This is a genomic window from Spiroplasma eriocheiris, assembly GCF_001029265.1.
Classification (GTDB): domain Bacteria; phylum Bacillota_I; class Bacilli_A; order Mycoplasmatales; family Mycoplasmataceae; genus Spiroplasma; species Spiroplasma eriocheiris.
Genome location: NZ_CP011856.1, coordinates 789,768 through 816,619, shown reverse-complemented (window position 1 = coordinate 816,619; position 26,852 = coordinate 789,768). Strand labels below are relative to the sequence as shown.

Sequence of the window (26,852 nt, the reverse complement as noted above, 5' to 3'; positions counted from 1 at the left end):
GAAAACATTAATGTGAGAAAGAATTAAGCAGTTTGGAATTGATCTTAAAGAACATTTTAAAACACGAGATTATCGGTGAAAGTATAAACTAGTTGTCTGCTTGCCAATTTTTATTGGTTTATTAATCATTGATATTGTTACAAAACAACTTGCTTTTAAATATCTTTCCCATGACGAATTCGCTCCCGCGGTCAAGTTTATTGATGGTTTTATTAATTTTAAATTTGTTATTAACCGGGGAATTGCCTTCGGAGCGAACAGTGATAATTTGGCCGGGACCATTACCGGTGCTGTTTTTATTACTTTAATTGCTTTTAGTTTATTTTTATATTTGAATAACAAAATTGCTACGGTGGGATTAATTATGATCACAGCGGGTGGTTTTGGTAATTTAATTGACCGCATGTGAAATGATGGGGGTGTCGTTGATTTTCTGGCATGGGAATTATTCCCCCCCTATAGTATTTTCAATTTTGCAGATATGTGTGTGACATTTGGAGTCGTCGTGTTAGTAATTGCCATTATTGTTGAAATCATTCGCTACTATTATATTCGTCATCACCAAGAAGAAGAGGAAGAAAATGAATAACAAAGAAATTATTAGTGACCAAGAAATGCGGATTGATAAATATTTACAACAATATTTTAGTAATAGTTCCGAACCAATATCGCGTACCAAAATTCAAACATTAATTAATAATCACCAAATTTTAGTTAATAACACTATTGTTACAAATAATTATCAGTTAAAAATTAATGATCACATTCAAATTTTAGTGCCAGTAGGAGAAGACCAGCCATCTGCAATTAAACCCCAACCAATGGAATTATCAATTATTTATGAAGATGAGGATTTAATGGTTATTGATAAACCCAATAATTTAGTTGTCCATCCAGCGCCAGGGCATTATGAAGGCACTTTGGTAAATGGTCTTTTGGCGTTAGATCGCAAATGGTCAACAATTGGGGGTGCTGAACGTCCGGGAATTGTCCATCGGATTGATCGCCAAACGACGGGGTTATTGGTGGTTGCCAAAAATGACTTTGCCCACCAACACTTACAAGAACAAATTCAGCAAAAAACAATGCATCGCCAGTATTTAGCAATTGTGCACGGAGTAATTGCGGTGGATAAAGCAAAAATAACTGCTCCGATTGGCCGTGACTCTAATGATCGTAAGAAAATGAATGTCACTAGTAAAAATTCTAAAAATGCAATTACAAATATTGTTGTAATTCAAAGATTTAAAGATTATACTTATATAGAATGTAATTTGGAAACTGGACGAACCCATCAAATTCGGGTGCACTTAAAATATATTAACCATCCAGTTCTCGGTGATCCGCTATATGGTTATCCTGAAGATAAAAGCATTCCGTTTGGGCAATATTTGCATGCTTACCAATTAGTTTTAACTCAACCCCATACGGGTGAACAGCTAACATTTACTTCTGAACTCCCTATCGAGTTTCGCAATAAACTAGCTGAGTTAGCAGAGAAAGGAACATCATATGAATAGTTTTGATAAAGAAAAATTATCATTAGTTGACTACTTTATAAAAGTTGAAAAGTACAATGTTTATAAGGTTAAACCGCGTAGTAATAATAATGTTTATTTATATAAAGTTGATAATAAGCAGTTTCAGATCATTAAAATTGTTGATAATTTTAACAATGATCCCATGCATTATCAAATTGATGATGAAGTTGTCCTTTCATTACGTGAGTATTTAACGAAAAAGTTTCAGCGTGCCAAATTGAATGTGTTATCAATTGTCTTAATTGCCAATAATTCTCAGCAAATCCGCAATGATAATGGTGATGTTACGTTATTTGTTGATAATAATAATTATCAAAATAAAGTAGCGGAATTCTTCCCTAGTTTACAACAAAATGATAGTGGGGAAGAAGAAAACTTAAAAAATATGTCCGCCGAGCAAATTTTAGAGGATATTAAAGACCCCAATAGTAAGTTAACAAAAAATTTAAAACAGTTAAGTGATAAATTAAGTATGAATAACTTAATGGTCACTTGAATTTTTGTCGTGTTATTATTAGTAATCCCAATTATTCAGGTATTCTTTGGTAACCAGCTTTTTCAAACTCAAGGTCTTGATGCTGATTCGGTAACCCTTGTGTATGGGGGAATCACTCGTGATTTACTCGTATGATCCCAACAGTGGTGACGGTTATGAACTTTTCCCTTGTTTGATAGTAATATCTTTTTATTAATTTTAAACATCTTTATTTTATTTAATATTTCTCGTTATAATGAAGCGGTCTTAGGGCGGTGAAAATTAACACTGATTGTTATTATTGGTGTTCCGTTAGCGGGATTATTCTTATCCGCAACAATGCCCAATACGATTTTTTCGGGTTCATTTGTGGTGTTAGCAATTTTGTGAGGGGCTTTATTTAGTTATAATTTTGGGAAAGAAGATTTAGCTTCCCTAGTTTCTAACCAGCGAACAATTATTGTTCCAATCTGGTTAATTATTTTACCGTTAATTACTAGCAATTTTCCCTCGTATTTAGTTGTTTTTAGTGGATTCTTTATTGGGAGTGCGCTAGGTTTCTTATTTGAATTTAAAATTAAAAAGATTAACCTGTCAATTTTATACCCAGTCTTTATTTTAATGGCCGTGTTAATTATTGGTATTGTGTTATTATCAATCCATCGTTATTCTCCTCCGTTAAATGCTCCCGTAGTTAATGCCTTAATTGTTTATTGAAATGCGGGGTTAACTTCAAAAGGAGCCATTCAGGATATGCTCCTAAATTATTACCACTATCCGCGTAGTGAATGACCACCAGGATTACAGACAACCAACACTTTCTTTTCTAATTTGTTTAATCTGTTTGGGAATCGAAAATAATTATGCACAAACGAACAGATTATTTAACTTGGGATGAATTCTTTTTAAGTGTTGCACATGTGTGCGCAATGCGTAGTAAAGATCCGGTAACCCAAGTCGGCAGTTGTGTAGTTAATGAGATTAAACAAATTATTGCAACCGGTTATAATGGTTTACCCCGCGGTTTAAATGATGATGAATTTCCGTGGGATCGTGAAGGAGAATATCTAGAAACCAAATATCCTTATGTGGCCCATGCGGAATTAAATGCTATTTTGAGTGCTAAGGTTGATTTAAGTGGTTGCAAAATCTATACCACCTTATTTCCTTGTTCGGGATGTACCAAAATTATTATCCAGGCGGGGATTACGGAAGTTATTTATGATAATGATAAATATGACCAAACTGAAGATAACCAGGCGGCAAAATTGATGCTTAACAAAGCAAATGTTAAATTCCGTGCGATTAGTCCCCTTGAAGTAATTATTAAAAAACCACAAGTTTCGAAATAACTCGTGGTTTTTATTTTTTTGCTAAGTTAAAATGAATCTTCATAAACTGGCGGTATTCAGTTGGTTTAAATTGTTTTTTATAAGCATTCGCAAGGAGTTTAACTTGCTCACTTGCCCCTAATGGTAAGGCAATTTGAAATTGATACTCCAACTTCATAATTGATTCTAAGAACAAATAACGACTAATAATGGCACTACAAGCAACAGCTAGCGATTTATCTTCACCCTTAGTAACAAAAATAACATTATGGTTAATAACTTCGGGTTGGGCTGCTAAATATTCATAATATTTCTTTTCATTGACAAACTGATCAATAATAATTTGCCGGTAATGACAATGATATTTTTTAATTAAGTGTTTAATAGCATTATTATGGGCAATTGCTTTGATAACATGGGAATTTTGATATTGATCATATCAATCATTATAAGTTTGGTTATCAATAATTTCACTATGGTAGGGGATGATTTTTTTTAGTTGCCCCCCAATTTGCATAATTTGATAATCACTTAGTTTTTTACTATCTTTAATTCCTAATGTTTTTAGCTGCGGAATGACATTCTTATCAATAAAGCAACTAGTTACTACTAAGGGACCAAAAACATCTCCAACTCCAACTTCATCATTACCAATGACATTTGGTTCATAATAATTAAGACTAGTTTTAGGCGGGGTTAACTGAGGATTATTAATTTGAAAAAACTTTTTAGCTTCTTGTTCACAATGTTCACCTTGAAAAAGAACTGTTTTTGTGTGGTAAATACTAATCGTAATGTTATTAACGAAATATACTGCCACTTTATTGGGGTCTTTATTAGCGATTTGAAATGGTTGATAATAAGCTTGTATGTTAGCAATTACTTTATTATTAACTTTTTTAAAACTACAACTTGTCATAACTTTCTCCATATTTCTTTTTCTTTATTATATCGTTTTTAAATGTTATAATGTCAAAAAAGATCAGAAAGTAGGAAAAATGATGATTAAAAATGTGGGGATCGATATTATTAAAAATAAACGTATTAAGGTTAATGATCAGTTTGCCAGTAAAATTTTAGCGGAAAAAGAATTTCAATATTATAGTAGTATTGATAGTAAAACACGCAAACGAGAATACTTAGCAGGAAGATGAGCGGTTAAAGAAGCTTTAATTAAGGCCTTAGAATATAATTTTCCACTTAATACTGTTTGTATTGCCACGGGCGATGACAATAAATTAAAAGTCACAGGGCTAAACTTAGTTGAAAATGAGTTTTTAAACATTTCCTTAAGTCATGAAGAAGAATATAGTGTTGGGATCGCAATTTTATCCGAAAAATAGTTAACAAATGTTAACTATTTTTATATTTTTATGAAATATTTTCTAAAAATATTTAAAAATTTTGCTTTTTTTCCTGACTTTGGTCCGAAAAAGTTGTAAATTTTTAAGAAAACGATACAATAAGAGCAAGAATGAATAATTGTTAACAGTAAAGTAGGTGAGGAAGTGGGGAAAGTTTTTTTAGGAGATATTTTAATCAAAAATATCTTCGATAGTCCAAACTTAGTTCAGTGAATTGATAAAAACCGTTTGGAAACCGGAACTTTTAGTTTATTTTTATGAATGTTTGTGTTGGCCGGAATTTTTCTTGTTACTTTATTATCATCATGAATCTTTATTTATTATAATTGCCAGTATAAACGTCACCAACTAGTTTATGCGATTAGTAAAATAATTGCCATCATTTTTGGATTTGGGATGTTTTTTTTGGAAACGTTATTTGAAGAATTTTAATTAATGTGACGACTTGATGAGCAGTATTACTTTTCTCTCCTAACTTTTTATTCTTATATCCAATTACTAATTACCTTTGCGATTTTAGCTAATAATCGCAAATTGGTGCATTCCTTATTATACATAATTTATGGGTTACCCTTTATTATTGTAGTTCCGGAAATAATTAATAATCTTTCACGTCTTAATTCTACGCGAATTAACTGAACTTTTGTTTTATCAACGCTAGCAGTGATGGTTATTTTTGCTCTAATTTTACAGTTATGTGGTTGAATTGCTCGTAGTGATGAAAAAAGTAATGTTTTTAAATTTGGTTATTTATTATTAATCACAACGCTGTTTGAAAAACTTGGCCGAATTAACACTTCACCGTTGATGTTTAATGAAATTAGGTTTGCCCATTTATTAAGCGAAGCAATTAGTTTTGGTTATGGAATTGCCTTTATTTATTTCTTATATACCAGCGCAATGGCAATTTTAAACAAGCAAAAAGAAAATAAAGAACAACTAAGCCACCTTGCTAGTGATCTTGATAATAATTTATTTGGGGAAATTAGTGCGCAAAATATCTTGCTTGTTCCGAATAAGGATATTAAAATATTTGTGAATGGGTGAAAAGAGGCGTTAAATCTATAAAATTAAATTAATATAATTATTTCAGAAAAACAAACTATTTTAAGAAAGATTTAAATAATAAGTCGGACCGAATAATAATATTAATTTAAAAAAACAGCCTTTAAAAAATGCTAACTTTTTAGCATTTTTTATTTTTGCTAGGATAATTTGCTTTTTATGTTATAATGAATTTGCTTGTATTCATATATCGGGTATACAATACACATTTATGGATTCATTTACCGAGTGCTTATAGTTGAATTAATAAGTGGTAAATGTTCGAAATAAATGGAAGTTTTAACGAAAAGGAGAATTAAATATATTATGGTAAAAGAATTGACAAGAGAAATGTTATGAGAAGCCGGAACGCAATTTGGGCATCAAACAAAACGATGAAATCCAAAGATGAAACCATATATTTATGGTGAAAAAAATAAAATTCATATTATTGACTTGCAACAAACAATTTGACGATTAGAAGATGTTAAAAAATTAATGGCTGTCATTGCTAGCAAAAAAGGGAAAATCCTATTTGTCGGAACTAAAAAACAAGCAAAATGAATTGTTAAAGATGCGGCAGAAAGAAGTGAGAACTTTTATGTTAACCAACGTTGACTAGGAGGAACTTTAACCAATCTAAAAACTATTCACTTACGGGTAAAAAGATTGTGAAACATTGAACGCCAAGAAAAAAGTGGTGAATTAAAGTTATTACCAAAAAAAGAACAAATATTAATTAAAAAGGAAAAAGAGAAGTTAGAAAAATTCTTAGGGGGAATTAAAGGAATGAAAGAATTGCCCCAAGCGTTATTTGTAGTTGATCCGAAAGAAGAACACATTGCTGTCCGCGAAGCACGGAAACTAAGAATTCCAGTTATTGCAATTTGTGATACCAATGTTGATCCGGATGGAATTGACTATGTTATTCCGGGAAATGATGATACTGCTCGTAGTATTGCTATTTTAACGCATTATGTTGCTGACTTATATGGGGATGCGATGGGTCTTAAAATGCCAGAACCCCAATTTAAACCTTCGGAATTTAAGCGTGAGTTTAATAATGATAATCGTAATAACAATGATCGCCGTGGTAATTACCAAAGATCAGAAGATCGCAATGCAAGTGACCCCCGTAACAACCACCCAACTGGTAATAACTCAGAACAACCAGCGGTAAAAGTTAACAATGAGCCAACTGTAAAGTCAGAAGTTAAACCAACTGTCGAACCACAAGCACCTGCAAAAGCAGCAGATAACCAATTAAGTACCATCACTGTTGTTGACAATGATTTAGAAAAAAGTTTAGCAAAATTAACCGTTGCTGAATTAGAAACAATTGGTGAACCCTTTGCGGTTAAAAAAGGAAAAAAAGCTGACATGATCAATGCTTTAATTCCTCACTTAAATATTGTGGATGGCAAAATCACAGCAAAATAATTAACAAAGGATAAATATTGTAACCTTTAACATAATATACAAGCATTTAATTAAGAAAGGAGTTGAAATAATGGCTATTTCAGCACAATTAGTAAAAGAATTACGCGAAAAAACTGGCGCTGGGATTATGGATTCTAAAAAAGCGTTAGAAGCAACAGACGGTAATATTGACGAAGCAATCAAATGACTTCGTGAAAAAGGAATTGCCAAAGCCGCTAAAAAAGCTGATCGGATTGCGGCGGAGGGGTTAACTGGAATTGTCCAAAAAGGGGACAAAGCAGTTATTTATGAACTAAATTCCGAAACTGATTTTGTTGCTAACAACCAAAAATTCTTAGATTTAGTAAAAAAAATTGGGGATGCCTTGGTTAATTCCGATGTTAAAAATATTGAAGATGCAATGCAAATTAAAATTGACGGGACAACTTTACAAGAAGTAATTACCCATGCAATTGCGACAATTGGGGAAAAAATTACCCTTCGCCGTTTTGCCATTGTTGAAAAAAACAATGACCAATCATTTGGAATTTACTGACATTCAAATAAAAGAATTGCTTCGTTAGTATTATTTGATGGGAAAGTGCAAGAAGAACACGGAAAACAAGTGGCAATGCACGTTGTGGCAATGAATCCAAAATTTGTTTCACGTGATGAAGTATCAAAAGAGTACTTAGCCCAAGAAAAAGAAATCTTAACTCATGAAGCAAAAAATGACCCTAAAAATGTCGGAAAACCAGATAATATTTTGGAAAAAATGATTGAAGGTCGTTTAAACAAACAATTATCAGAAATGTCATTATTAGACCAACAATTTGTTGTTGACCCTAATTTTAAAGTTAGTGATTTTGTAAAAAATAACGGCGGTACTGTTGCCAAAATTATTCGTTATGAAGTTGGGGAAGGGATTGAAAAATCAACTGTTGACTTTGCCGCTGAAGTTATGGCTCAAGTAAATAAAAAATAACATTACGAAAGGTGTGAGTAACTTATGCTATATTTTAGCGCATATTTAGATGATCAAAAGGGAATGTTAATTGCCTTAGCAATGGCAACCTTCTTGTTTGTCGCTGTTAGCTTATCAATTGCCGGGTATTTAGTTAGTTTTAATAAACGTGATTTTACCCAAAAATTTATTAATAAAAAAGTATTAATTTTTATGGCTAGTATTTTGGCCTTAAACATTCCAATTTTAGTTATTAACTATGTCTTTGGATTTGCGATTGATAGTACAAACCAAGCAACAATGATTGTTTTAATTGTCATTGCGTTTGCAATTACAATTATTGTGGGAATTTATATTTTCTTCTTTTTACAAACAATTGCCATTGGGATTGATGATAAAGAAATTGCTTTTTTAGGAGAACGAATTTTGATTCGCAAAATTACGAAAGTTGAACAAAATAACCGCTTAAAACAAATTATTATCTATTATACTGAAGGTTCACGGAGTAAAAAGAAATGTAAATTTTCGTTAGCTAGTCAATCTGGTCAATTTGTGTTAAATAACATAGCGTTATTAAACCAACAATTGTTGGTAGCTGAATCAGAACCAACAAGTTCGAAACCAAGTGGCCAACCTAGCGAACCAACCCCACCAAGTGAAAATTCAGAACAATAACCACCAAACCATTTAATTTCTTAAATGGTTTTTTTAATTTGGTTTTTCTGAAATATTTTCTTGAAATTCTTTACAAAGTCTTTTTTAAGAATAAAATAATAATTGTGTAAATAAAAAAAGATAAAAGGAGATGTAAGAAATGATTAAGAGAATTGGGATTTTAACCTCGGGTGGTGATTCACAAGGAATGAACGCGGCGATTGCCGGAGTCATTAAAACAGCCCATGCGAAAGGGTTAGAAACATATATTGTGCGTGATGGTTATTTAGGACTAGTAAATGATTGGATTGAGAGTGTTGATAACAACTTTGCCGATAGCATCATACGTTGAGGAGGAACTATTATTGGTAGTGCGCGCTTGCCAGAATTTAAAGAAGTTAGTGTCCGTGAAAAAGCAGTTGCTAATTTAAAAAAGCACCAGATTGATGCCTTAGTTGTGATTGGCGGCGATGGTAGTTATCAAGGGGCTCAAAAGTTAACGGATATGGGGATTAACTGTATTGGGTTACCAGGAACAATTGATAATGATATTACTTCTTCTGACTATACAATTGGATTTGATACGGCAATTAATATTGTGGTAGAAGCCATTGATCGCTTACGTGACACAATGCAATCACACCATCGTTGTTCAATTGTGGAAGTAATGGGTCATGCTTGTGGCGATATTGCGCTATATGCTGGAATTGCCGGCGGGGCTGATATTATTTCTATTAATGAAGCAGCATTAACCGAAGAAGAAATTGCTGAACGGGCTAAACAATTATTTTTAGCAAATAAACGCAGTGTGGTGATTGTTGTAAGTGAGATGATTTACCCCGATGTTCATAAGCTAGCTAAAAAAGTGGAAGCGATAAGTGGTTATGTTACGAGAGCCACAGTGTTAGGACATACCCAACGGGGAGGAGTTCCAACGGCGATGGAACGCTACCGTGCTTTTCGAATGGCCCAGTTTGCTGTTAAGCAGTTAATTGCAAACAGGGGGGGGTTAGCAATTGGTAATATTGGCGATGAAATTGTTGCGCGCCCTATTATGGAAGCCTTAAGTATTCCCCGTGCTAGCCGCAAAGATATTTGGTTAGAATTTGATGAATTAAATAATAATATGTATAAAAAGTAGGAAATTTAATATACAATAATTTTGTAAGTAAATTTTTGAAGAAGGAGATAAAATAAAGAATGACAACAATTGATTTAAAAGATAAAATGAAACGTACTAAAATTATCACAACAATTGGACCAAGTACGCATTCAGCTGAAGCAATTGAAGAATTGTTTAATTGTGGAATGACAACTATCCGCTTAAACTTTTCCCATGGGGATCATGAAGAGCAAGGAGCACGGATTGTGTGAGCTAAACAAGTTCGCGAAAAAATTGGAAAACCAATCTCAATTTTACTAGATACTAAAGGACCAGAAATTAGAGTTGGTCAAATGAAAGATGGTAAACAAGAAATTAAAGCGGGGGATAAAGTAACCATTTATTCAATGCCCGAAGATTACCAAGCTCGGCAAGGAACCGGAACTGAAATTACTGTCTCATATGACATGTCACAAGATTTAAAAATTGGCGATATGGTGTTAGTTGATGACGGAAAATTACAATTAAATGTTAATGATGTGAAACCAGGGGTTATTACAACCACCGCTTTTAATCATCATTTAGTTAAAACAAACAAACGAATTAATTTACCAGGGGTTGACTTTACCTTACCATTCTTAGCCGAAAAAGATATTAATGATATCAAATATGGAATTGAACAAGGGATTGATTATATTGCAGCCTCATTTGTAAACACAGCAGCAAATATTCAAGAAATTCGCCAGTTATTAAAAGAGGGTAATGCTGAACATATTCAAATTATTGCGAAAATTGAATCACAAATTGGAATTAATAATATTGATGCGATTATTGAAGCTGCCGATGGAATTATGATTGCGCGGGGAGATTTAGGATTAGAAATTCCATATTATGATGTGCCATATTGAGAAAAAGTAATTATTCGTAAGTGTCGTGCAGCGGGGAAAATTGTGATTGTTGCAACCCAAATGTTAGAAACAATGACCGATAATCCCCACCCAACCAGAGCGGAAGTTACTGATGTTTATTTTGCTACTGAATTAGGAGCTGATGCCACAATGTTATCCGGAGAATCAGCAAATGGGGACTATCCATTTATTACCGTTAGCACCATGGCAACAATTAATAAACGAGCTGAACATGAATTTTATTCAAAATTATATTATGAAAAACAATTAGAAAATGCTTGTGCATCAACAAAAGGTGTTCGTGCCGAAATTGCCCGAAAATTAGCGGAAAAATCAAAAGATGGGGATTATGAATATGCGGTTGTTGTGTCAAACACTGGAGAATTGTTAAAAACAATTTCAAAATTCCGCCCCAATGTAGTAATCTTAGGAGTTTCACCAATTGAACACTTGTACACTGCCTTTGGAGTATGACACTCAATTTTTATGAATAAAGTAGCTAATTATGAAAGTTTTAAAACTGATGATAATGCCATTATGGAAGTTGCCAAAAAATGAGGGGCCAAACCAGGCAGCAAAATTCTTTTCGCTCGGAACGAAGAATTACGTGAAATTACAATTAAATAATTAAACGAAAGGGACACGGGAGTGGGACACATTAATTTACAGGAAGTTAAGGATAATGAGACCTTAGCAATTAAATCTCGCTTCTACTACCCACCACAGTAGTTTACGTTTAAGCACTTTTCGATATTAAGTGTGAAAGATAAATTAAAAGTTAATTTTTAATTTAAGACGGGATGGTACCGCGATAATTCGCTCCTATTGTTAATCTGATCAAGATTTCAATATGAGCGTTTTTTATTAGAAAGGAAAATATTACAATGATTAAAATTACATTACCAGATGGTAGTTTAAAAGAATTTGCGAACCCCCTAACTGTGAAAGAACTAGCAACTAGTTTAGCTATTAGCTTAGGGAAACGAACTTTAGGGGCAATTGTTAATGACCAAATGCGGTCATATGATTATTTAATTACTAGTAATGCCAACATCAAATTAGTTTTAGAATCGGACCAGGAAGGATGACAAATTATTAACTATACGGCCGGATTATTAACCGCAAAAGCATTAATTAATCTCGATCCTGCAATAAAAATTGCAAAGATTGGTTTAAATGATGATGGTTTTTATGTAGATTTTGATGCCGAAATTAGTATCAAAGAAACCGATTTGGATAAGATTGCCCAAGCAACTTTACAATTAATTGAAAATAATATTAAAATCACTCGTGTTTGTTCACCAATTAAAGATTTAAAAAAAATTTACCAAGATAATTCTTATGTATTAGATTTAATAAATGATTTACCACCAGATAAAGCACAAAAATGTTCGTATTTATTAGATGATCAAACATATATTTATAATACTTTTGCTGCGGTTGATGCAAAATATGTTAAAGCATATAAAATTTTATCACTAGCGGGGGCCTACTGACAAGACGATAGTAACAATAAAATGCTCCAGCGAATTTATGGAACTGCCCATTTATCAAAAGAATTATTTAGCGAGTTTTTAACCATCCTGGCTGAACGTAAGGAACGTGATCATCGTAAAATTGGTAAAGATTTAGAAATCTTTACTTTTGATAAACTAGTTGGCCCAGGGTTACCAATTTGACTACCAAACGGGATGAGTTTAAAGCGGGCAATTCAAGATTTTATTCGCGAAAAAGAATGAGAATATGATTTCATTGAAGTTGATACTCCGGTAATTGGGACCAGTGAAATGTATAAAATTTCGGGGCACTGGGACCATTATAAAGAAAATATGTTCCCACCAATGGTGCAAGACCACGAAGTAAGTGTTTTACGACCAATGTCGTGTCCCCACCATATTGCTATTTATAATTCAAAACCCCGTAGTTATCGAGAATTACCATTACGATTAGCTGAGCATGCAATTATGCACCGTTATGAATCATCAGGAAGTTTAACAGGTTTAGAACGAGTTCGGATGATGCAATTAACTGATTCGCATATTTTTGTTCGTAATGACCAAATTAAAGAAGAATTTAAACGTTGTTTTAAACTAATTAATGAAACTTTAACAGCTTTTAACATTGAAGTTGATTATTATTCATTATCCTTGCGTGATGTTAATGACAAAGAAAAATACTATGATGATGATAAAATGTGGAACCATGCGGAAAAAATGCTCCAAGAAGCCTTAGATGAGTTAAAAATTGAATATGTTCCGATGCCTGGGGAAGCGGCCTTTTATGGACCAAAGTTAGATATCCAAATTAAAACTGCTTTAAACCATGAAATTACCGTGTCAACTTTACAATTTGACTTCTTATTACCCCAAAAATTTAATTTATCCTATATTGACCAAAATGGGGAAAAAGCAACCCCCACAATTATCCACCGCGGCTTGATTGGAACTTATGAACGGTTCATAGCAATTTTATTAGAGCAAACAAAGGGAGTTTTACCACTTTGGTTAGCACCCCGCCAAATTGCCATTATTCCGGTTAACGAAGCTCATCTTCCTTATGCTCACGAAATTTATCAAAAACTAAAAACCTTAAAATTAAGAACTTTCATTGATTTCCGAGATGAACGGTTAAGTTACAAAATTCGTGATGCTCAAGTTTCTAAGATTCCGTATCAACTAGTTTTAGGGGATAATGAAATGAACAACAATACAATTACTTATCGATTATATGGTCAAGAAGACCAGATAACCGTTGGCTTTGATGAATTTATTATTTTATTAAATGATCGGATTAATAGTCGTCAATAAGGAATGAAAAAAGGAAAACTATTCCTTTTTTATTTTTGTATTATAACCATTTTAATTAGAATAATTATCAATTAATAATTTTTATATTATCTTTATTTTGAGATTTTTAAATTGTTTAAAAAAGATTTTTAATGAATCAATATTTTAATTTTTAAAATTTATAATTATACCTAAGAGTACTTAAAGTACCAAAAGTTTGGAATTTAAAATCATAACAAATAATTCAAACATTTAATTAATATCAAAAAAATATTCTTTTAAGTTAATGATCAGAACAGGAGACATATGAATGAATTCAATACCAAAAGAACTTTTAATGCTTGAAAAAAAATATAACATAGTTAAGAATTTTAAAAAAGAATATCTTGAAATGTATAATTTTGTGCTTGAAACCGAAAATTTTATTAATCAAAATATTACTAAATATTTAAAAATTAATAATAGAAATATTACCAAAGAAATTTTTAGTCAAGTAGAGAACATTCTTGGGATGATAAAACCAAATATTTTACCGCAAACTAAACAGCAAAAATTTTTTAATGAGATATGAAATACTAAACCTAATAATGTAATAGCTTCTAAATTAATAAATTTCTTTCCCAAAGATGATGCTTTAAAAAACTCATCTGCACTTGCAAAAGAAAATATTGATTATAGTACTCTATTAGCATTTAAATTTATTATAGCCTATTTAGAACTAGCACCAATGCTTGAAAAAATTAATATCATAAAAATTAAGGAATGGCATAGGGCACTGCAAACAGTGGATAAACTTTTTATTAGAGCTAATGAGAAAAATAAAAAATATGATGAAAAAATAAAAATTAATGATTTAAATTTTGACCAATTAGCAATGGAAATACAAAAATTAAATAAAAAAAGAAATACCCTAGAAAATAGTTTTCTTTTTGCATTTTTTTCAAAGTACCAAATTACTAAAGAAGCAAATTTAAATGCTTTAAAAGATGTTGGATGAAATCTGACTTATGGGCTAACTGCTAACTTTATTTTGAAAATTTTCACTAAAAATAAAGAGAAATTATGAATATTTCAAGATAAAAGTATTACCCAAGATTTTTTACACCAATTCAAGGCAATTCTTAATTTAGAAGAAAACAGAATTAGTAAACTTTTAGCTGAACCATTTTCAATTAAAGTCAATGAACTTTTAAAATATCGCGAAAAACTTAATATTTTTTGATATCTTTTAACAACCCCCAGAAGTTTCTTTGATAATTTTGAGTTATCAAAAGAAGAAAATGAGTTTATTAATGATAATATCTTTTTTAATTTTACCGAAAAGGATATATCTGAAATATTAAATTTTTTTAATCCAATTATTAATACTGCTAACTCTAAAAATAATTTTTGATTAATTGAATATGGAAAATGTGTTATTTATTGTCAAAGTTTTTTAATTAAAAATAAAAAAATTTTTAATGATGCTAAACTATATGAAAATAATAAAAAAGAGATTTATTGATTATGAAAAGAAATTGCTGAGATCGTAAGTAAAAATGATTATTATAACTTAGCCCAACTTTATTTACTAAGAGAATATAAGCCAGTAAATATTAGTGCCAGTGATAAGTTTATTTCAGCATTATTTAAGAAAAATCATCACAAAAAAGAGCATGACCTTTTAGAAAATCAACACAGTATTTTAAATATGCAAGAGGTAATTGATAATATTATTTGACACTTAGAAAATACTATATATAAAAATAATAGTTTAGGTTCCAAAGATTTTTTACCGAAGTTACAATTAGAAATTACTGAATCATATTTTGAGTGATTAACCTTAGCAATTAAAAATAAAGATAAACAAGATTGTGAACATAATTTAGTTAAACATAAGAAAAATAATCAAATAAGAGAACAACAAATTACTGAGTTAATAAACAGCAGCGAAGATATTCGATAAAATTAGGATATTTTTTAATAAAATTTTAAAAAAGGAATTAGATTTCTTTTTTATTTTTAAAATTATGATAAAATTAAAACGACTTTAGGAAATAAATAAATTTGTGAATAATTTTTGTTTGAGTGTCAAGAACACCTATAAAATTTTAATTTTATAGGTGTTCTTTTTTTAAGATTATTTTCTAAAGTTTCTTTTAAAAATTATGAAATATTTTTTGACAGATAAATAGTTAAAGGAGATTTATTAATTATGCCAACACGTAGTGGAGAAGAACAATTATTAACTAGTGAAGAAAAACAAGATGAATTTGTTGAGGTAGATCTTGATTCTAGTGAAGATAGTATTGTAGGTGAAAACGAGGAAAATTTAGAAGAAACACCACCAGAACCAGGTTTTCTTGAAAAATTTTCTAACACTTTACAAGAAACATGAAAAACTAGAATTATGAATATTTTACAAGCTTCAGGGAGTTTAATGGGAACTGTTTATATGGAAAAATTTGGGTTATGAACAAGAACAGCAGAATTTGCCCGAATGCCTGAGCCAATTTTATTAATTTGTGACTCAATCTTAAAAGATTACTATAATCTTAATCATGCCACAATTGGAATGAAAGCTAAAATTGCTAATCGAGTAATGTCAGTATTTAATACTGTGATTGGAAACGTTGCGGGGGCAATCCAAACATATTTTTATAATAAAGGACCACAATATGATTTAACCCAATTATCGGCCATTAAAGACATTTTTTTTAATCAAATTAGTGGTTATTTTACAACTGCCCAAGTTATTGATTTAGTTAATATTGGAATTGATTATTTATATCCAGCCAATAGCGATGATCCAATGTTAAAACAAGCTTTTGACAAAGTTAGAAAATTAGCCCCTCCAGTATTAGCTATTGTTGGATTTTCAATTCTAACTTACCAACAAATTGATTTATTAGGAATTGAAAATGCCCAAGATATTATAGGTTTAGGAATTGTTCCCGCTGCCTTACCAGCCATTTTAGGAGTTGGAAAAGAACTTTACACTATAACCCAAAATTTAATAACTGCTTATTTTAATCACCAAGCAGGTAATGATTTAGAAACTAATATTTCAATTAATTCAGAACCATCTGAACATACTTCTTTATTAGACGATCGAGCTTCGGTTTCTTCATATGGAACAACAACTGGACAAACACCTGCTAGTTTAGAAGATGCCAGTGTAATAGTAGAATTTCCACCCGAAGATGATCTGGCAACCACAAGTTCTGATAGTAACCCTGATAGTTTATCATCAACTTCAGAACTAAGAGTTAAAAAAACTAATAATCAAAAACGTGAACACGAAATCCATGAGCAACTAAGCCAAAAAAAATCAGATTCTGTTGAAGTATCATTAGAAACTCCAACTACTCACCGTTAATAGCTTTTAATAATTATTATAAAAATATTTTATTTGTTTGTTATTTTAACTATAAAAATAACAAACATTTTTTTTTTTTTTTTGCAACATATAATATACATAACTTTTTATTACGAAGTTCATATTTGATATAAAGTTTTTTTGAACACTCAAAATAAGACAAAATTATTTAAGAGAAAATGGGTTTTAGTGACAAAGTTAACAAAATATCAAAAAGTAGAAAAAATGATCTTAGTTAAACTGATCTGTTAAATCAAATGACAAAAATAGAAACTGAAGATTAAAAATTAATTAAATTAATTATTAATAAATTAAATAGTATGGTCAGTAACAGTAAAATAATTTCTTATTTTTTATAATTTTTTATAAAAAATATTGTTTTTAGATTTAGAAGGTTTATAATTGGGGCAAAGGATAAATTAGAGAACATTAATTATCAATAGTTTTTAAAAAAATAGTTTTAAATAAAACAACGTATTTTGGGTGGGATAATATAAAATTTTTATTAACTAAAATTCTTAATATTTTCATGGGCGGGACGCAAAATAAAGATAAGAAAGGTAATTTATATTATGAAAAATTTATTAACAATCTTAGGAACTAGTGTGATTGGTGTTAGTAGTGCACTAGGTGCAACAATGCATGCAAAAACAAATCTTGATGAAATATCAGTAAAAACTACTAACCAATTAAAAGCTGATGATACAATAAAAGTTGATCTTAACTTTTATAAAGAAGATTCATTTAATGGTACTTCTTCACAAGCTGCATATGGTGAAACTCATATTATTTTTAATTTTTTAGACTATGCTAATAGTTGAGAAGCCTTCATTGACAAATATCCAACTGTTACTGTTAGTGGTTATATCCATGTTTATGCGTGAACTGGAAGTGAAGTTAATAAAATTCGAGCTTTTACTAGTGATATTAGTAGTGATGTAAGTTCAACCGAAGCAGTTTGAATTGCATATTCTTCCGAAGCAGAAGGATACTCTCACCAAGAATTAAATTTTACTCTTGCTTTATGGCATGATGATCATAATATTTATTGAGGATATTCTGTTATGGAATAATCTTCCAATAGTGCAAGTGGTTGTTATTATGAAGCATCATTTGAAAACATTACTTTTAGATAACAAAAATATTTGAGGTAGTTATTAATTTGGCATTTATGCCATAATTCTAGATAAATAAAATAATTAAAAAGGTGACTTATATTATTTTTGTCATCTTTTTTAATTTTCTTTGAATTCATAACTATCACCTCAATAGTTATTTAACTAAAGGATATTAATTTTCCTTTTTTATTTTCCCGAAATTAATTAAAAATATGTTTTTACATAATTCCAAATAGGTCTTGCAAAAAAAAGTATAATTAAGTGTATCCCTTTAAAGAATAAAGGGAAATATTGTAAAATACTATTTTTATTTAGCAATTTTAGGAGGCCAAAATGAAAAAATTACTAAGTTTTTTAGGAACAGTTGCTATCAGTGGAACAGGTTTAACAACACTAGTTAGTTGTTCTGCTAAGGTATCAAATAATGAGGAAAACAATAATGATCAAGATATATTACTTGCAATTTCAAAAGAAGTAAAAGCACTATTAAATGATAATTTATTTAAAAATTATATTGATAGTGATGATGATGTTAATTTACAAATTATCTATGATAAAGTAGATAACATCAATGATTCATACGAATTGGATAATACAAAACCAGATGATCAAAAAATTTTAAATTATTTATCTGATGTAGTTACTAAAACAATCACAGAAGTAAATCAAATAATTAAAAAAGAATATTCAAATTACTATCAAAATAGTGATCCAATTGAATATAATTCGAATGATCTAAAAGCAACTATTAAATACGTTGATTTACAAAGTTTAATAAAGGATTTAGATATCGATATTCCCGGAATTGAAAATACAAAAATGGTTGGGATTGAACTGAACCTTTCATATAAAGTAAATTTAAAAGAACTTAATAAAACCGACTCACTCTATAAAACATCAAATATAACAAATAACATTGATGCTGCTACATTACTAAACAATAAAATCTACTTAGTTTTACAAGCAGAATTAGATAAATTTATGACTGAAAACACTGAAATAGATTTAAATAAAACAGCAGAATTTCAAAAGATTTATAATTCATTTGATATCTCATCACTTTCAAGTATAAGTGATGCGTTAAAAAATAAATTTCAAAATTTTATAAAAAATTCTGACCTACAAAATTATAAAATTAAATTTAATTCAACAGAATTTTTAGCAAATCCAAAATCATTTTTTGACAATAAAGATAATTTTACAACCTGAGCTTCCCAAAACGGGGGAGTTAAGACTGGTCAACTCTATCCTTATATTGGACATTCTATGCCTTATCTCTTTTTTGGGACTGGAGACAGTAATAATTTAGAAAATTTAACAGCTGATACTTTTGTAAATAAATATTTAGATAATAATATTCCTGGTTTTAAGATTGAAGATGGCAAATTTGTAACTTTATGAACTTTTAATTTAGACTTAAGTTTTATTAATTTATATGGAATGAATTTGTCAGGATTAATGTCAACTGGTGAAGAAGGAAATAACCAAGTTTTTGAAGGAAAGATTACTTTATCAAAAGAGGATTTAAATCAAAAATTACAAAATTATGGAAAAATAATTGTTGAATTCTATAAAAATTATAGTGCCCACCTGGAACAAAATAAAACTTCATTTAAAGTAAGTCCTGAAATTTTTGAAAAACTAAAAAATAGTGACGATAAAAGCGCGAATTTTTTAATAAAAACTTTAAAAGATAGTTTTATTAATAGTGACATTGCCAAAACTTTAGAAGATATTAACATATTTGATATATCTAACTATTTTGGAGCTGGAGTTTATAAGTTAAATGATGATGGTTCAATTTATCTTGGATATGCAGGTGGTTGATCAATGGATTTTACTTTTGGATCAAACCAAAATATTAAATACACAAGTAACGTTTATTTTGCTGAAGGTTCTATAACTATAAATAATTAATATTTATTTATATAAAAAAGGGGATAATAACATGAATATAACAAATGCAAAAAAATTGAAATCCAAACATAAAATAAGATTAGCAATAATTTTATTTTCAATGTTTAAAGTCTACAAATCTTTTGTAATGTGAATTATATTTGGATTATCTCTCATCTTATTTGGAACATTATCTATTTTATTATTTGTTATATCAAAAGATATTTATACTTTTTCTGTTAATTTCCAATATGGGGTCTTTATTTTTTGTAATATTTTTTTACTATTTTTTATTATGTTGATAGTAATTAAAATTTTTGGCCGGGAAATTGATGATGGTACTTATTTGCTGCTAATTTCTAAACCTTACTCGCGAAATTCAATCTTTTTTTTAAAACTAATTTCTTTATGAATTTTAATTATTTTATTTTTAGCGGGGATTACAATTTTTTCACTAATAATTGGCTTAATAACTAATCAAATTGTTAATAAGCCAATGTTATTTTTAAAGTTTAATGAATTAGTCGGAAAACTTTTTGCTTATTGTTTATTTCTTTCTTTTTTTGCTGCCAGCGGTATTTTATTTGCTGTTACTTTTATGTCAACCCAGGGTGTTATGTTAATCGTAGTTTGTTTTTGTAGTTTATTTCTATTAGGTGGATTGCCATATTCATTAATCATGGCCTTAGGGAATACTATTGAATTATCTTTCGGCAACAGTACAGTTCAAAACTATACAGTCCAACAAATTAATAGTATAATTAAGTTTAACGATTATTTAAAAACAGGGAAAATAAAATATTCAAATATAACAAATGCCATTTATGATTTCTATATGGCTAAAACACCTCAAGAAATTGATGACATTATCAAAGCAAAAGATATTGAGCAATCAAAAATTGAACGCTTAAAATTTTTTCAATCATTAGGTTTAACAGAAAAGAAAGAAAGTACTTTTCAAACAACAACACTAACAAAATGAGAAGGGAAATATCGTGAATCGCCCTCAAGCCAATTAGTTTCAATTAAAGATATTATTTCTAATAGTGGGCAAAATTATCCGACTATGGAAATAACATTATCAACAGATTACATGTTTAAACCTTTTAAAAAATTAGATCTTAATAATATTTATCAAAAAGAAATTTATGATTTAGTCAACGAAACAAAAACCTTTACAACTTGAGAACAATTATATCAATTACGTAATTTAGAAGTTGCATCACTATTGTATTTTGATCCGATTAACTCTACTTTTAAAATTAACAATGGTGAAAAGATGGCAATTAATGCTGATGCTGGCTTTAAAATTTCTGATGTTTTTCTTGATTTATACCAAAAACAAAAAATGGGAAGCACAAGTTATCGTTATGATGGTGGTAATAGTTTTAATAATGACTTTTTAACATTTTTTGATAATCCAACTTTATATGTGGTTAAAGAATTAGAAAATAATATCTTAAAAAAAGTTGCTGATTATAAACTAATACAAACTGCGACAATAAAGCAAAATAATAATTGGTTAAAATATCAAAGATTAATGAAAACATATAGTTTAATTTCAAAAATAAATATTATTGAACACTGAAATCAAATGTGAACTTCTTTTATTAAAGAAGAACCACTATGATTTGAACCACTAGCAAATAGTAAAATTGATTTTGATGTTCAACAAAATAAATTAATGAGCTATAAAAGTTCTGAACTTAAATTAAATCAAAATGGCACAATTGATCTCAAACAAAAACCTTTTTTAAATATTTACATAATAATTAGTGTCTATGGGTCCTTATCAATTTTATTTCTTGTCGGAGCCAAAGTGATTTTAAAAAGAAAAATTATTTTATAAACATTGTAAAGGGGATTAATATTATGAATAAAGTAATTTCACAAACTAAAAAAACCAATCATGATAATGATTGCGCTATTTATGTTAAACAGTTTCGACATTTTTTTAAATCAAATGTTATTGGGCCCTTTAATTTTAAAGTTACAACCGGAAAAATGCATGCCATTATTGGCGCTTCGGGAAGTGGAAAAACAGTTTTTATCAAGTCCTTAATTGGGGGATATGCCAAACATTCTGGGATTATTAAAATTTTGGGTAAAGACATCAAAGACCTTGAAGTGAAAAAAAGATTGGTTATGTCCCAGAATTCATTACTTTTCCCGAAAAAATATCAGCCTATAATTTTTTAAAATTTATGGGGTTGACAAATGGTGTTTATGGTCAGGCATTAAAAAATGGAATTAGGACACTAATGATGTCCCTTGGTTTATGAGAACATCGAAATAAAGATGTTAATTCTTTTTCATCTGGAATGAAAAAACGGATTATGATTATTCAAGGAATCATTCATAACCCTGATATTCTTATTTTAGATGAGCCTGAAGCTGGCTTAGATATTGCTAATCGAAAAAAAGTGATCAAATATTTAAAATTTTTAACCCTTAAAGGTAAAACGGTCTTTTTTTCTTCACACTTATTAGATGAAATTAAAGACTATATTGATGAATATACCCTTGTAATTAATGGTCGGCAAATTCAAACAGGAACATTAGATCATTTAGAGATCAATAATACTTATTATATTGTTGTTGATAATAATGAAAAATTTGTACAGTTTTTCACAGCTAATAATGTTAAAAATTGATATGACAAAGATACTAAGCGAATTAATTTTGTTATTCAAAATCCGCTCCATTTACAATTTGTAACAAAGTTTGCTGAAGAAAACAAAATTAAGATTTTCAAAATCGGACAAACTGAATTTTCTTTTGACTTTTTACTTAAAAAAGATAATTTAATTAAGTTAGAGCAACAACAATTAGCGATAAAGCAAAATAGCAAGGATGAATCTGATTAAAGCGGGGAGAGATACTTTATGAAAGCCAAAGTCACCAAAATATTATATAAAAAATTGTGTACTAATTGTCAAATTAAATTTAATGAAGTAGTGACAGAAATTAATAAGAATAATAAAATTAATTTAAAAGACACTAAATTTTTATTATGCAAAATCAAAAAAAATCGCTCTGTACAATTAGATCAAGGTGTAAAACCGTTAGCATTCATTAAATGTGAAAAAGATTCTTATGTTTTTCTCCACAATGATAATTTATATTTTAAAGATGGAACTCTAAAGTTACCAATTTATAATAATAAAATTATTTTATCAGCCCAAACCATCAAAAATATGATCCCCCAGTTAGAAAAACAAACCGCTGAATTAAAACCAACTTCACTCGTAAAGATTCCAGCCCCAATGAATAAAAATAACATCCTTCAAATTAATCAAATTCCTGAAGAATTAAATGCCCATTATTCGAAAAAAAATAATAAATTAAAAAGTATAATCATAATTCTTTTTTTACTAATTGCTTTTTTACTTTCTGGAGCAGGAGGAATTTTAGGATGATACTTTTTAAATAATTCTAGTATCATTGAAAAACCAAATAATAGTTTTAATCCAAATATTGGCACAATCAAAGCTCAGGGGCCTAATTTAGCAAGTAGTGTTACTTCTTTAATACAATTATCAAATTTGAATATTTTGGTTGGAACAGCTAACGGTGATATTTTTTCCCTAGATAATAGTGCTAAAATTAATTATAAAAAAACTCCATTCAATTCAGCAATTACCGCAATGGCCCAATTTAGCAATAACCGCTTATTTGCGGCTGTTAATAAAAAAATTTATGAATTAACTTGAGAAGGGGAAATAATAGAACCATTAAATAAAGAAAATAGTGTCGAATTCTCTTCAAATGTTACTGCAATTACAGAAATATCAAATAACCATATTTTAGCTGGTACTGAAGATGGAACAATTTATGAACTAAACTATGATGGTGAAATTACTAAAAAAATAATTGATCACCAACTAAATTCATCAATAAATTCCATAATAGAAGAAAATGATTATATTTTCGTTGTAACAACTAATGGAATAATTTATAAGTTAAATAAAAATTGAGAAATACTTGATATGTTATCGGATTACTTACCACTTACATGTTTAATAAAATTATCATCAGAAGATAACATTATGTTAGGTGGCACTGATAAAGGGTCAATTTACCAAATAAATTTAAAGGATAACGCAAGTATAAAAGTTGCGCAGCCAAATGGTGTAACAATAGCTGGCGCTATATTTGGTATTGTGCAAATTAAGAATGGCGATATTTTTATAGGCTCTGGAAATGGTGATATCTTTATTTTAAATAATAAATAATTTTAAAATAAAATAGGGTTCACGACGGAATAAATTTGGCAAGTATTTGCCCTTTTTTTATAAAATTAATATTAGTAAGTAAAAGATATTATTGATTTTTAATGGATATTACTTAATTAATTAGATAGTTGCCTTTTTTTTTTTTTTTTGTAAAATACATTTATTAATTGATATTAATTAATACCAGCATAAGGAGAAAAGACGATGAAGAAATTATTAGCAATTTTAAGTGTGCTGACATTATCATCTGGAACTGCCACTAGTATTGTGGCATGTTCCAAATCACAAAACCATGATACCAACTCAGAATCAACTGTTTCAAAGGATGCGAAAGTACTAAATGATATTAGTAACAAAACTAACCAGTATTTTTTAGATTTCTTAGAATATGGTCAATTTATTGATACAACCCAATATGGCCCCAAGGTATTTAGTGAATTTTTTAATAGTGTTACTGCAAGTCAACCGACTATAACAATTAAAGCGGATGATCCAAAATTTCAAGAAGGAATTGCTAGTATCAATGCAATTTTTAAAAATTATTTAAACCAAATTAATATAAAAATCGCCCAAGAATATTCCAATGTGTATGTTAACAGTTATCCGTTAACTTGAAATCTTGATAAAAACATTAGTACGTTAAATTTTATTAATTTAGAAGCATTAAAAAAACTTAACCCAAGTGTACCAACTGATAGTTTATTAGCAGTTAATTACCAACTTAATATTAGTTATACTATTAACTATAAAGAATTAACGGCAGTTAATAATTTTACTTTTAACCATATCGTAACCAATGATCCCGCGAAAATGAAACAATTTCAAACAGAATCAATGGCTAAATTATTGGGAAGGATTGTGCAATATTTTAGTAATGGTGATATTATGATTGATAAAAATGCCAAATTTCAAAAATTATATGATAAGTTTGATATTAACTACACAACTTCTCATATTAGTTTAGATAACATTGTACAATCAGAATTAATTAGTTTTTTAAATAGTGATTCAGAACTAACTGAAATTATGAAACAACTAACATGAAATGATAGTCAATCAATTTTAACCTTATTATCCGGAGCGATTGACTCCACAACTAATGGGGCTGGTGAAGCAAAAGCAGCAAATTCTTCGGACCACTGAGCAGGGCGGGGATTTCAACCAGAGCAAATTACTCCCGAAAACTTTTTTAAATTTTATACTAACATGTTAAAGGTTTTTCAAGTTACCGGTGATGCTTTACAATTAGCTAATTTTAATGTAAATTTAGCTAAAATTAATATTGCCGGAATGCCATTATCGGGAATTGTTGCCAAAGATGGCAAGCCGTTAAATGTTAATATTCTAATTTCAAAAGAGGGCTTACACCAAAAATTAATTAATTTTGGGACAATTATTACCACTTTTATGAAACACTACCGGGTAGAATCAGAAAGTGACCATTGAATTGTCCATTTATCCCCAGAGTTATTTAATACAATGAAAAGTAAAAAATATACCGCCGCATTAGGAGATCTGACAAATGATTTTCTTGCCCAAGATGGGGTTGATAAGTTAGTGGATATTAATTTATTTACCCTTGGTAATTGAGCATCCGATCAAACCTGAACTGTTCATGATCCCCATACGATTGGCATTAAAAGATATGGTTATTGAAATTTTGATTTTATGTTTGGTAATCGAAAAGTAGATAATTCAATCTTTTATACACCATTAACTTCTTGACACTTTTACTTAAATTTTAAAGATGATTTATAAGATTACCAAGCTACGTATTAATTAAGAAATTATTGTTTGTTATGTTAAAACCTCATAACAAACATTTTTTCTTGTTAGGACCTTATTTAATGGATTCTTATAAAATAATTTCTTATTTTTTGTAATTTTTTATAAAAAATATTGATTTTTGTGACGAAATGTTTATAATGGGCATAGAAGATAAGGAAACAAATATTAATTAATTTTAAAAATAGTTTTAAGTAAGCAACGTATTTTGGATGGGAAAATATCAACTTTTTTAAATAAAATATTAATATTTTCATGGGCGGGATGCAAATAATAATTAGAAAGGTAAACTTATATTATGAAAAATTTATTAACAATCTTAGGAACTAGTGTGATTGGAATTAGTAGTGCCTTAGGAGCAACCTTGAATGCTAAAACAAATTTTCAGACTTCATTACAACAAGTTACTAATCAAACAACAGCCAATGATAGTATCAAAACTGATATTAACTTTCACAAAGAAGAGTGATTTGATGGAACTAATTCACATTCTATATTTGGTGGGGGTGATGTTATCATTAACTATTTAAATTATGAAAATAATTGAGAAGATTTTAAGGCTAAATATCCAATGGCAGTGATGGTTGGCCATATTGAAGTGGCGACGATGAACAACGGATGAAATTAATGAATTCCAAGCTTTTACAAATGATATTGGTAATAGTGTGGATACTACTAAAGCAGTTTGAGTTGCCAAATCTGATGAAGAATCAGGCATTGCTTACCAAGTTATAACTTTTACTCTTAAATTATGACATGATGATCAAAATATTCATTGATCGCACAATGTTTTGGAAGACTCACGTTTTAGTGCAAATGGTTGTTCTTACCATGCAACCATTGAAAATATTACTTTTAGATAAAAGACTTTT

Annotated in this window: 25 protein-coding genes; 24 read left to right on the top strand and 1 reads right to left on the bottom strand. The window is 29.4% G+C overall.

What is annotated here, in order from left to right; all coding sequences use genetic code 4:
* Positions 1 to 10: 10 nt before the first annotated feature.
* The 4 genes from lspA to SERIO_RS03695 are packed head-to-tail and all read left to right on the top strand — an operon-like array spanning position 11 to position 3,368.
* Positions 11 to 589, top strand: a complete 579-nt coding sequence (gene lspA, locus SERIO_RS03710) for a signal peptidase II (protein ID WP_047791533.1) — start codon at positions 11 to 13, stop codon at positions 587 to 589.
* On the top strand, positions 582 to 1,520 hold the full coding sequence (locus SERIO_RS03705; RefSeq protein WP_047791532.1) for an RluA family pseudouridine synthase: 939 nt from the start codon (positions 582 to 584) through the stop codon (positions 1,518 to 1,520). Before lspA ends, SERIO_RS03705 begins: the two co-directional genes overlap by 8 nt.
* Positions 1,513 to 2,877, top strand: coding sequence for a rhomboid family intramembrane serine protease (locus tag SERIO_RS03700; protein WP_047791531.1), 1,365 nt, complete (start codon positions 1,513 to 1,515; stop codon positions 2,875 to 2,877). The genes SERIO_RS03705 and SERIO_RS03700 overlap by 8 nt, the downstream gene beginning before the upstream one ends.
* Before the next feature lie 2 nt (positions 2,878 to 2,879).
* Positions 2,880 to 3,368, top strand: a complete 489-nt coding sequence (locus tag SERIO_RS03695) for a deoxycytidylate deaminase (RefSeq protein WP_047791530.1) — start codon at positions 2,880 to 2,882, stop codon at positions 3,366 to 3,368.
* Between the two features lie 10 nt (positions 3,369 to 3,378).
* Here SERIO_RS03695 and rnhC read toward each other — a convergent pair whose 3' ends face one another.
* Entirely contained in the window at positions 3,379 to 4,266 is an 888-nt protein-coding gene (rnhC, locus tag SERIO_RS03690) for a ribonuclease HIII (protein WP_047791529.1), read from the bottom strand.
* A 79-nt stretch (positions 4,267 to 4,345) separates the two neighbouring features.
* On the opposite strand from rnhC, the gene SERIO_RS03685 reads away from it, so the two are divergent.
* The 20 genes from SERIO_RS03685 to SERIO_RS03600 all read left to right on the top strand — a co-directional run bounded on the left by SERIO_RS03685 (position 4,346) and on the right by SERIO_RS03600 (position 26,843).
* The gene (locus SERIO_RS03685) at positions 4,346 to 4,690 is read left to right on the top strand and encodes a holo-ACP synthase (protein ID WP_236682134.1); all 345 of its coding nucleotides are present in this window, start codon (positions 4,346 to 4,348) and stop codon (positions 4,688 to 4,690) included.
* 165 nt (positions 4,691 to 4,855) lie between these two features.
* Positions 4,856 to 5,143, top strand: a complete 288-nt coding sequence (locus SERIO_RS06315) for a hypothetical protein (RefSeq protein ID WP_053040837.1) — start codon at positions 4,856 to 4,858, stop codon at positions 5,141 to 5,143.
* A 3-nt stretch (positions 5,144 to 5,146) separates the two neighbouring features.
* Positions 5,147 to 5,779, top strand: coding sequence for a hypothetical protein (locus tag SERIO_RS06310; RefSeq protein ID WP_053040836.1), 633 nt, complete (start codon positions 5,147 to 5,149; stop codon positions 5,777 to 5,779).
* A 303-nt stretch (positions 5,780 to 6,082) separates the two neighbouring features.
* Positions 6,083 to 7,195, top strand: a complete 1,113-nt coding sequence (rpsB, locus tag SERIO_RS03675) for a 30S ribosomal protein S2 (RefSeq protein WP_047791527.1) — start codon at positions 6,083 to 6,085, stop codon at positions 7,193 to 7,195.
* 70 nt (positions 7,196 to 7,265) lie between these two features.
* On the top strand, positions 7,266 to 8,159 hold the full coding sequence (gene tsf / locus SERIO_RS03670; protein ID WP_047791526.1) for a translation elongation factor Ts: 894 nt from the start codon (positions 7,266 to 7,268) through the stop codon (positions 8,157 to 8,159).
* Positions 8,160 to 8,183: 24 nt separating this feature from the next.
* A complete protein-coding gene (locus tag SERIO_RS03665; RefSeq protein WP_047791525.1) occupies positions 8,184 to 8,813 on the top strand; it encodes a hypothetical protein in 630 nt (209 codons plus the stop codon).
* Positions 8,814 to 8,952: 139 nt separating this feature from the next.
* Complete coding sequence (gene pfkA, locus SERIO_RS03660) at positions 8,953 to 9,933, top strand: 6-phosphofructokinase (RefSeq protein WP_047791524.1); 981 nt, start codon at positions 8,953 to 8,955, stop codon at positions 9,931 to 9,933.
* A gap of 59 nt (positions 9,934 to 9,992) precedes the next feature.
* Positions 9,993 to 11,429, top strand: coding sequence for a pyruvate kinase (pyk, locus tag SERIO_RS03655; protein WP_047791523.1), 1,437 nt, complete (start codon positions 9,993 to 9,995; stop codon positions 11,427 to 11,429).
* Between the two features lie 257 nt (positions 11,430 to 11,686).
* The gene (gene thrS, locus SERIO_RS03650) at positions 11,687 to 13,609 is read left to right on the top strand and encodes a threonine--tRNA ligase (RefSeq protein WP_047791522.1); all 1,923 of its coding nucleotides are present in this window, start codon (positions 11,687 to 11,689) and stop codon (positions 13,607 to 13,609) included.
* A gap of 289 nt (positions 13,610 to 13,898) precedes the next feature.
* Positions 13,899 to 15,533 carry a hypothetical protein gene (locus tag SERIO_RS03645; RefSeq protein WP_047791521.1) on the top strand — a complete coding sequence of 545 codons (1,635 nt, stop codon included), beginning with the start codon at positions 13,899 to 13,901 and terminating at the stop codon, positions 15,531 to 15,533.
* Between the two features lie 249 nt (positions 15,534 to 15,782).
* Positions 15,783 to 16,946, top strand: a complete 1,164-nt coding sequence (locus tag SERIO_RS03640) for a hypothetical protein (protein ID WP_047791520.1) — start codon at positions 15,783 to 15,785, stop codon at positions 16,944 to 16,946.
* Between the two features lie 572 nt (positions 16,947 to 17,518).
* Positions 17,519 to 18,019: a hypothetical protein gene (locus SERIO_RS03635; RefSeq protein ID WP_047791519.1), complete on the top strand. Its 501-nt coding sequence runs from the start codon at positions 17,519 to 17,521 to the stop codon at positions 18,017 to 18,019.
* A gap of 378 nt (positions 18,020 to 18,397) precedes the next feature.
* The gene (locus SERIO_RS03630) at positions 18,398 to 19,981 is read left to right on the top strand and encodes a hypothetical protein (RefSeq protein ID WP_047791518.1); all 1,584 of its coding nucleotides are present in this window, start codon (positions 18,398 to 18,400) and stop codon (positions 19,979 to 19,981) included.
* Positions 19,982 to 20,012: 31 nt separating this feature from the next.
* Positions 20,013 to 21,809: an ABC transporter permease gene (locus SERIO_RS03625; protein WP_047791517.1), complete on the top strand. Its 1,797-nt coding sequence runs from the start codon at positions 20,013 to 20,015 to the stop codon at positions 21,807 to 21,809.
* A gap of 23 nt (positions 21,810 to 21,832) precedes the next feature.
* A complete protein-coding gene (locus SERIO_RS06740) occupies positions 21,833 to 22,159 on the top strand; it encodes an ATP-binding cassette domain-containing protein (RefSeq protein WP_053040835.1) in 327 nt (108 codons plus the stop codon).
* 11 nt (positions 22,160 to 22,170) lie between these two features.
* Complete coding sequence (locus SERIO_RS06465) at positions 22,171 to 22,827, top strand: ATP-binding cassette domain-containing protein (RefSeq protein ID WP_330217073.1); 657 nt, start codon at positions 22,171 to 22,173, stop codon at positions 22,825 to 22,827.
* Positions 22,828 to 22,845: 18 nt separating this feature from the next.
* Positions 22,846 to 24,195 (top strand): ligand-binding sensor domain-containing protein, encoded by a 1,350-nt coding sequence (locus SERIO_RS03615; RefSeq protein WP_047791516.1) that lies wholly within the window; start codon positions 22,846 to 22,848, stop codon positions 24,193 to 24,195.
* Between the two features lie 204 nt (positions 24,196 to 24,399).
* On the top strand, positions 24,400 to 25,953 hold the full coding sequence (locus tag SERIO_RS03610) for a lipoprotein (RefSeq protein ID WP_047791515.1): 1,554 nt from the start codon (positions 24,400 to 24,402) through the stop codon (positions 25,951 to 25,953).
* A 325-nt stretch (positions 25,954 to 26,278) separates the two neighbouring features.
* Positions 26,279 to 26,608 carry a hypothetical protein gene (locus SERIO_RS03605; protein ID WP_047791514.1) on the top strand — a complete coding sequence of 110 codons (330 nt, stop codon included), beginning with the start codon at positions 26,279 to 26,281 and terminating at the stop codon, positions 26,606 to 26,608.
* Positions 26,565 to 26,843: a hypothetical protein gene (locus SERIO_RS03600; RefSeq protein WP_148553437.1), complete on the top strand. Its 279-nt coding sequence runs from the start codon at positions 26,565 to 26,567 to the stop codon at positions 26,841 to 26,843. Before SERIO_RS03605 ends, SERIO_RS03600 begins: the two co-directional genes overlap by 44 nt.
* The last annotated feature ends 9 nt before the right edge of the window (positions 26,844 to 26,852 follow it).